This is a genomic window from Ruminococcus difficilis (assembly GCF_016680995.1).
In genome coordinates, this window is sequence record NZ_JAEQMG010000190.1 from 1 (window position 1) to 6,219 (window position 6,219).

Annotated in this window: 8 protein-coding genes; 5 read left to right on the top strand and 3 right to left on the bottom strand. The window is 46.2% G+C overall.

Annotation, left to right across the window (positions count from 1 at the left end):
• On the top strand, positions 1 to 1,941 hold a 1,941-nt coding region (locus JKK62_RS16685), incomplete at its 5' end, for a dockerin type I repeat-containing protein (protein ID WP_201428917.1).
• A gap of 23 nt (positions 1,942 to 1,964) precedes the next feature.
• Positions 1,965 to 2,414 carry a DUF5640 domain-containing protein gene (locus tag JKK62_RS16690; RefSeq protein ID WP_201428918.1) on the top strand — a complete coding sequence of 150 codons (450 nt, stop codon included), beginning with the start codon at positions 1,965 to 1,967 and terminating at the stop codon, positions 2,412 to 2,414.
• Between the two features lie 64 nt (positions 2,415 to 2,478).
• On the opposite strand, the gene JKK62_RS16695 is transcribed toward JKK62_RS16690, so the two are convergent.
• Both JKK62_RS16695 and JKK62_RS16700 read right to left on the bottom strand, forming a co-directional pair.
• Entirely contained in the window at positions 2,479 to 3,354 is an 876-nt protein-coding gene (locus tag JKK62_RS16695; RefSeq protein WP_201428919.1) for a hypothetical protein, read from the bottom strand.
• A gap of 9 nt (positions 3,355 to 3,363) precedes the next feature.
• The gene (locus tag JKK62_RS16700; RefSeq protein WP_092970413.1) at positions 3,364 to 3,549 is read right to left on the bottom strand and encodes a hypothetical protein; all 186 of its coding nucleotides are present in this window, start codon (positions 3,547 to 3,549) and stop codon (positions 3,364 to 3,366) included.
• Between the two features lie 288 nt (positions 3,550 to 3,837).
• Here JKK62_RS16700 and JKK62_RS16705 point away from each other — a divergent pair, with 288 nt between their 5' ends.
• Positions 3,838 to 4,107, top strand: coding sequence for a DUF6809 family protein (locus JKK62_RS16705; protein ID WP_092970415.1), 270 nt, complete (start codon positions 3,838 to 3,840; stop codon positions 4,105 to 4,107).
• 45 nt (positions 4,108 to 4,152) lie between these two features.
• On the opposite strand, the gene JKK62_RS16710 is transcribed toward JKK62_RS16705, so the two are convergent.
• Positions 4,153 to 4,686 (bottom strand): DUF6512 family protein, encoded by a 534-nt coding sequence (locus JKK62_RS16710; RefSeq protein WP_201428920.1) that lies wholly within the window; start codon positions 4,684 to 4,686, stop codon positions 4,153 to 4,155.
• 176 nt (positions 4,687 to 4,862) lie between these two features.
• On the opposite strand from JKK62_RS16710, the gene JKK62_RS16715 reads away from it, so the two are divergent.
• Both JKK62_RS16715 and JKK62_RS16720 read left to right on the top strand, forming a co-directional pair.
• Positions 4,863 to 5,030, top strand: coding sequence for an antitoxin VbhA family protein (locus JKK62_RS16715; RefSeq protein ID WP_176753605.1), 168 nt, complete (start codon positions 4,863 to 4,865; stop codon positions 5,028 to 5,030).
• The gene (locus JKK62_RS16720) at positions 5,030 to 5,629 is read left to right on the top strand and encodes a Fic/DOC family protein (RefSeq protein ID WP_201428921.1); all 600 of its coding nucleotides are present in this window, start codon (positions 5,030 to 5,032) and stop codon (positions 5,627 to 5,629) included. Before JKK62_RS16715 ends, JKK62_RS16720 begins: the two co-directional genes overlap by 1 nt.
• Positions 5,630 to 6,219: the final 590 nt, after the last annotated feature.

A 6,219-nucleotide genomic window follows, 5' to 3' on the forward strand; every position in this document is an offset into this window, starting at 1 on the left:
CACGACTTCAAGGGGACGCGCAAGATCACCAAGTTCGAAGCGACTCCCTATAAGGGCGGTCTGTTCAACCTGTTCACCCGCTACAACTACCGCTGTTATTACACCGAGACCTGTAAGGATTGCCAAGGTGTGCGTCAAGGCTACTTTGATTATCCTATTATCGACGTCGAGCGTTGGGCGGACTACAGAGCTGCCTTTGAATCCATCGTAAAAATGAACCCTGAGCAACTGCAGAGCTTCAGCGATCAGGATTATCTGGAGGGTTACAAGTACTACCTGCTGATTCCATCGTGGTATCTCAGTCCTCTCTATGAGGCTACCGGAACGAATGAGATGAACTTTGCCAACCTGCAGTCCGGTTGGCTGACCAAGCTGACGAACACCGATGAAGCCGGAAGCTGTAAAATGTTTGACAAAAACGGCAAGGAGATAGCAAGCTATAAGCCGAAAGATAACAAGAACTCCTCTTCTGTAGGCGCGAACGGCAGCGAAGGCGAGGATGAAGGTATTTCCGAGGACGAGCTCGAAACATGGCGCTTCACCGAGGACGACGGCGCTGTGGTCGCGCTCAGCACCGACTACCTGATGTCGCTCGATGACGGTGAGTACAGCTATACCGCCTGCTTCTCTAATGAGAACGGGGATGGAGCGGCGATCACGATGGTATTCAACATCGTGAGCGATGAGCACGGCAAGAAAGTGACGAATCTCCATCCGCTTGGAACGATGGTAAACGCCGACGGCGGTATCGTCAGCATGAACCTTTCCGATCAGTATGTTCCGTATACCGGCGAGCCGATTACCCCGCCCGCCGTTACCCTGACGAGCGAGATGGGCGTCGAGTATGCCGAGGGCGAGGACTACACCCTGACCTATTATCAGGTTGTTGAAGATGAGGACGGCGAGGCGGTTGAAGTCGAGATCGCGCCTGAGAATATCAAGGACATCGGAACCTATAACGTTGTCGCCAACCCGACCCGCAACGGTGTGCTCTCCGGCTCGGCATGGGCGCAGTTTGTCGTTATCGACGAAGCCGACTGCCCGCACGATTGGGAAACCCTATCCAACGAGGACGGTCACTGGCAGCATTGCACCATCTGCGGCGCTTCCACCCGTATTCTGTGGCACGAGGACGGCGAAAGAAAGTGCGAGGTCAAACGCGTGGCAATTCCCGTTGACGGCGGCGAGGATACCAACGCTCTGCTCGTCACGGCATATAACGAGTGCCCGGTCTGCGGCTATCACACTCCCGAAAAAGCATATAATTACAGCTACACCTATCCCGAACAGAATTACCGCCTTGCCACCCTGCGCAACGCCGAAATTAACACATCCGCAAACGCGATTTATATGAAGGGCGACGTTGCAAAGGACGATCAGGTGTTCTGGGACGGCGCTTTGCTGACAAAGCCCACCGAAATCATCGGTGGCAAGCCTGCTGACTACAACAAGGACGAGGGCATGATCCTGACCTTTACCGACGATTTCCTTGCGACCGTCGCGGACGGCAATCATGAGCTGACGGTCTGCAATGGCGACGAGTTTACCGTAATGACGGTTACCGTGGAAAATCATCTTCTGGCCGCGCTTGCCGACAAGGCGCTTGACGATTACGAGGAAATGGATTTCTACGATTATTACGGGCTGCTTTCGGATTACCGCGACCGCGAGGTTGAGGTTATTTACGGAAATCTTGACGAAGCGCTGCCGCTTTTGGGAGATACAAACCAAGACGGAATTGTAACAATCAGCGATGTTACCGCAATTCAGCGTGTACTTGCGGAGCTTGAATCCTTTAGCGATTTACAAATGTTATTGGCAGATGCAAACCAAGACGGAGAAGTGAATATTACTGACGCCACTACCATTCAGAAATATCTTGCGGAATTTGATATTCCATATCCTATCGGCAAGCCGGTTGCATATGAGGTTGACGGATAAATAATTACAACAGAGGATTTGAAATGAAAAAAGTCAGTATCTTAACATTTGCAATTTGCCTTTCGTGCGTTGTGTTGGCAGGCTGCAGCGGCGAAAACAGCAGCAAAACGGAGTCCGCTTCAAGCCAAAGCAGCGAAACGACTGAGGCGGGTGAAACAAAAATGCCGGATACTACGGCGGCAATCGAAAGCACCACAGCGGCGGAAACAACCGAGAGCAACGGCAGCTCATCCCTTGTCGGTTCGTGGGAGTATGCGGACGGCGGCTTTACATATACGTTCAATGCGAACGGCACGGGAACATACGACGAATACGGTTCGGTGATGAACTTTACCTATACCGACAACGGCGCATCCATTGAATTTACATACGAGGATGTTGACGCTCCGACTGTTCTTGAATATACCATTGACGGCGACACGCTGATTATGAAAGACAGCTTCGGCTCGGACGTGACATACATCAAAAAATAATCCTTTCCCCAAAACAAGCACCCCGGCGGAGAAATTCCGTCGGGGTGTTGTGTTAATTTTGTTGTCAGAAGAAGAATCCCGGGCAGAGGAACAGTGCGTCAAACGCGAGCAGCGCCGCCGCGAAAACCCACAGCACAAGCTTTCTTTCCACGCAGGGAGAGAAGAAATAGACATTCTGCTTTCGAGGTTTTACCATGTGGGCGACGAACATATAGCCCCAGAAAAAGCCTATCATCCCGAAGATATTGATGATCGGGCTGATAATCAGAAAACTGTTGATATTATCCTTAGCGACAGGTCCGTTCAGCTCAACGAGCGTGAATACAACAGCGTTAACAAGATACGGAAACAGATAAATCGCCGAGGCAACTCTGTTTCGCTCCTTTTTGTCGTTATTGTCGCGGATGAAGTGGAACGCCTGACGGTACGCGATAAAGAACACGAACAGTATTCCTATGCAGCCGATCATCAGCATAATGATTCTCAGCGCCAAATTGCCGCCGAAATTCTCAAAGACCTTTGCCCAGTCGCCCTGCTGAATGCCCGGATCGGGGTTGGGATCATACAAAAAGAAATCTCTGAGGAAGTAACCAAAGCCCATGCTGAAATGCATCATTGTTGTCATAAGCACAAGCGGTCTGCTCAACGGTCCGAGCTTAAACTTTTTGAGGACGATCAGCAGGATAAAGCCAATGGCGATGTTCATTAGCGCCGCCGAGCCGGTATACATCACCTTCCAGAAAACGGAGTCGATGCCGACGGTCGGGTCGACGGTGCCGGCACAGCCGAAGGCAAGCACTATCGGTTTAGCGCCCGCGATCATCTGCGTAATCAGGTGTGTCGCCTCGTGCACCGGCGCGGTCAGGTTCATCGCGATAATACCCAGCGCGATGCAGTTGAGAATCATAAAGAGCCTGCTGCCCTTTTTAGTGTCAGTCATTTTGTCACCTCATTTTTTGCCGTTCTTTTTCAGTCCCGCAATGACAATCGACAAAATCGCCATCAGGCAGCCGCCGATAAACACCGCAATCCAACTGATGCCCCATGCGTCACCGAGCATTCCCCAGATTACCATAACCGCTACGGAAATAATGGCGATAATCGGATACAACAAACCTAACATTTTCGTGTTCATAAACACCCTCCTTCCCTTTTTATTTTCTCAATAAAATTATTATACGATATATATTTTTTTGTTTCAATAGTTTTGGAACAAGCGGTATCAAATTAGGTCTGAACGGTTTTGGCGACATATCCACATTTGCCAACAGCAGACGACCTTTTTTACTATACACGTAGTGTATAGTAAAAACTGAGCAAGAGTGTATTCAAAATTTGCGACGCTAAAACAAAGATAACTCAAAAAAGTTCTGGACTTTTTCTTTTTCTGTGGTATCCTGTTGTGCTTGAAGGAGGTATCGGCATGGATACTATCAGAGAACTGTTCTACGGAAACATTCATCCGTATGAGCGTGACATTCCCAAAGACAGCGAAGGTGACAGGCTAAACAAACTGATAACCAGACATGAAGCCGCACTCAAATCGACGCTCAACGAGCACGAAGCGGAGATTCTGGAAAAGCTCAAGGATGCACTGACAGATCAAAGCAGTCTATGTGAGTGCGAGGGATTTATCAACGGCTTTCGGATAGGCGTCAGATTGATGACGGAATCATTTTACACCGGAGAATAAGAAAAGCCCGGCAGTACTCTATACGCTGTCGGGCATTTTCGCAATTTATAATTTTTGTAGACCATATAATCCTGTCAGCGGATTTTGAAAGACCGGGATTTTGGGCGTAATAAAGGTGAACAAAATAAACAGCACACCGATAAAGTAAATGACAGCAAAGGGAATCCAATGAAATCTGCAATGCAAGCTGTCCTGTTTGAAAAGCAGTGTTTCCAAAATAAAAACAATTGCTGCTGAGAGAAAGAAAATTGTCATGTTAAGCCAATCGGGAGATTTTCCGAACGCTCCGTTGTAGGTGTAGAACAGCACGGGAATCAGCACGAGCCCGGTTATGATTCCAATCAGTTTTATACACCAAAATCTGTTGTATTCCCTGAAAAATCTGCTTTGTATCAGCGCGAAAACAAACAGCGGGAAGTACATTAGCTTCATGTGCTCCCATATTGATTCATTGACAGCTGAAAACGGCGCGACCAATACGCTTTCTTTGGTAAGTCCATACAAAAAATGCAATATGGTTCCGCCGAGTACAGTCATTACAAATCCGGCAAATTGCCAGAGATATAGATTTCGTTTCATCGAGTTCACGCCCAAATTGTGTATTTCTAAATAATTATGCAGGAGCAAGTATTATAATTCTAAAACCATCCCAAAGTGTTCAAAATTTGAGCCGCATAAAACAAAGAAACCAAATCCTTGACGAAAGCAATTTTTCGGGTATAATAGAGACAGATAGATTTGAGAGGTGATTGCTTTTGTGTACCAACAAAGAAGCTGTTGAGAATGCAGCTGCATCTATTAAAATGGAGGGCTTTGCCGTCAGTGAACAGAGTAAGCAATGGTGCGAGCAGTTGTTGAATAACGAAATAACCTTTGAAGAGTATTTAGCGCGTGCGCTCAAACAAGTAGGAGTATCTGCATAATGGCATATAGCGTAGATTCGATTAGTGACAATTGTTACGAAGGAACAACGTGTCTAATCAATAAATACAATATCCGTGACGAATCCAAGCTGGCGGAATTAGAAGCGATGATTACTCTTGCGATAACATCCGAAATGGAACAAGTTGCTCTTAAAGACGGCTTCAATGAGAACGATTACAAGGCTATTCACAGGCAATTGTTTGATACGCTTTACACTTGGGCGGGAGAATACCGCACAATAGATATTTCTAAAAAGGGAACAGCGTTTGCAAAGCATGATGAAATCCCCGAATTGCTCATGAACTGCTTTAAGCGGTTGAAGGCTATGGACTTTTTCAGAGGTTTGCCGTTTGATGACTTTATAGATGAAATCGTGGATATCTATTGTACTACAAACTACATCCACCCGTTCAGAGAAGGAAACGGCAGAACGCAGCGTGTGTTTTTATCGCAGCTTATACACTATAACGGATACGAAATTCATTTTTCAAAAATAGATACTGACGAATTAATGTTGGGAACGATTCATGCCGCGCATGGCGTAGTTGATTATCTTCGTGATATCTTTAAGGAACATATCAAACCCACTTTGCGATGAAGTGAGTTTAGCGTCATTTTGTGTGCTGAAAATGCTGACGGGAGTTCTGACAAATTTATATTAAAAAAGCAAACGCTGCACTTGACTTTATCGTTTAAGTGCAGCGCTTTTATCATTTATCCCGGTGGAGATTAAAATTTAATTTGGTTTTAAGAATTTGGTGAAAATGCAACCGTTTATAATCAGCACAAATCCGACTAAAAAAGTATCAGTCGGGTGATAGTAAGAACGAACAATAGGGGTTTTGAGGGGATGGTGAAAAATTGCTGGTCTTTTGATGCTGTTCCAAAATCTTTTGCAGGTTTTAACCTCGGTTTTGCATAAATCACTTTAGCGACTTGCAAAAATCAAAACACGAAAAAAGGCTTGAAACCGAAGATTCAAGCCTGAGAAATCCAGTAATCATGCGGGGAATTAAGTATCGGTTCCCGTTTGGAGACCGCTGCTCTACCAACTGAGCTATACCCCTAAATATTAAATTGCTGCATAGTGACATTAACTCACTGCAAGAGATATATTACCACAGACACGCGATTTTGTCAAGCATTTTTCAACACAAAAACGCCAATTTGAATAAAAACAGTGTTTTA

What these genes read in the sequence shown, in the direction of transcription:
- JKK62_RS16690 (WP_201428918.1), top strand. Translation starts at nt 1,965, where the DNA reads ATGAAAAAAGTCAGTATCTTAACATTTGCAATTTGCCTTTCGTGCGTT.
- JKK62_RS16695 (WP_201428919.1), bottom strand. Translation starts at nt 3,354, where the DNA reads ATGACTGACACTAAAAAGGGCAGCAGGCTCTTTATGATTCTCAACTGC.
- JKK62_RS16700 (WP_092970413.1), bottom strand. Translation starts at nt 3,549, where the DNA reads ATGAACACGAAAATGTTAGGTTTGTTGTATCCGATTATCGCCATTATT.
- JKK62_RS16705 (WP_092970415.1), top strand. Translation starts at nt 3,838, where the DNA reads ATGGATACTATCAGAGAACTGTTCTACGGAAACATTCATCCGTATGAG.
- JKK62_RS16710 (WP_201428920.1), bottom strand. Translation starts at nt 4,686, where the DNA reads ATGAAACGAAATCTATATCTCTGGCAATTTGCCGGATTTGTAATGACT.
- JKK62_RS16720 (WP_201428921.1), top strand. Translation starts at nt 5,030, where the DNA reads ATGGCATATAGCGTAGATTCGATTAGTGACAATTGTTACGAAGGAACA.